At 68.1% G+C, this 436-nt stretch carries 1 protein-coding gene; it reads right to left on the reverse strand.

Annotated elements, in window-relative coordinates:
• Positions 1 to 428, reverse strand: a 428-nt coding sequence (locus FQ755_RS16190) for an ATP-binding cassette domain-containing protein (RefSeq protein ID WP_260858623.1), incomplete at its 3' end; no start/stop codon positions are given.
• Positions 429 to 436: the final 8 nt, after the last annotated feature.

Genomic DNA, 436 nt, shown 5'->3' on the forward strand with positions numbered 1-436 from the left:
GACAGATGCGCCGGATAATGGCCGCGCCGCTCGCCGAGCCCGACCTTGGCCAGCAGCGCGTCGGCCTCCTCGACGGCTTGCGCGCGGCAGCGCTTGAGCACGCGCATCGGCCCCTCGATCACGTTCTCGAGCACCGTCATGTGCGACCAGAGGTTGAAGTTCTGGAACACCATGCCGAGCTGCGAGCGCACCCGGTCGACCTGGCGGCGGTCGCCCGGCTGCAGCGTGCCGTCGCGGCGGCGCTTCATCTTCAGTTCCTCGCCGCCCAGCGTGACCGAGCCGTCGTCGGGAATCTCCAGCAGGTTCAGGCAGCGCAGGAAGGTGCTCTTGCCGGAGCCGCTCGCGCTGAGGATCGAGATCACGTCGCCCTGGTGCGCGTCGAGCGAGATGCCCTTGAGCACGTGGTGATCGCCGAACGACTTGTGGATGTTGTGGG

The organism is Paraburkholderia sp. BCC1885, assembly GCF_900996235.1.
Classification (GTDB): domain Bacteria; phylum Pseudomonadota; class Gammaproteobacteria; order Burkholderiales; family Burkholderiaceae; genus Paraburkholderia.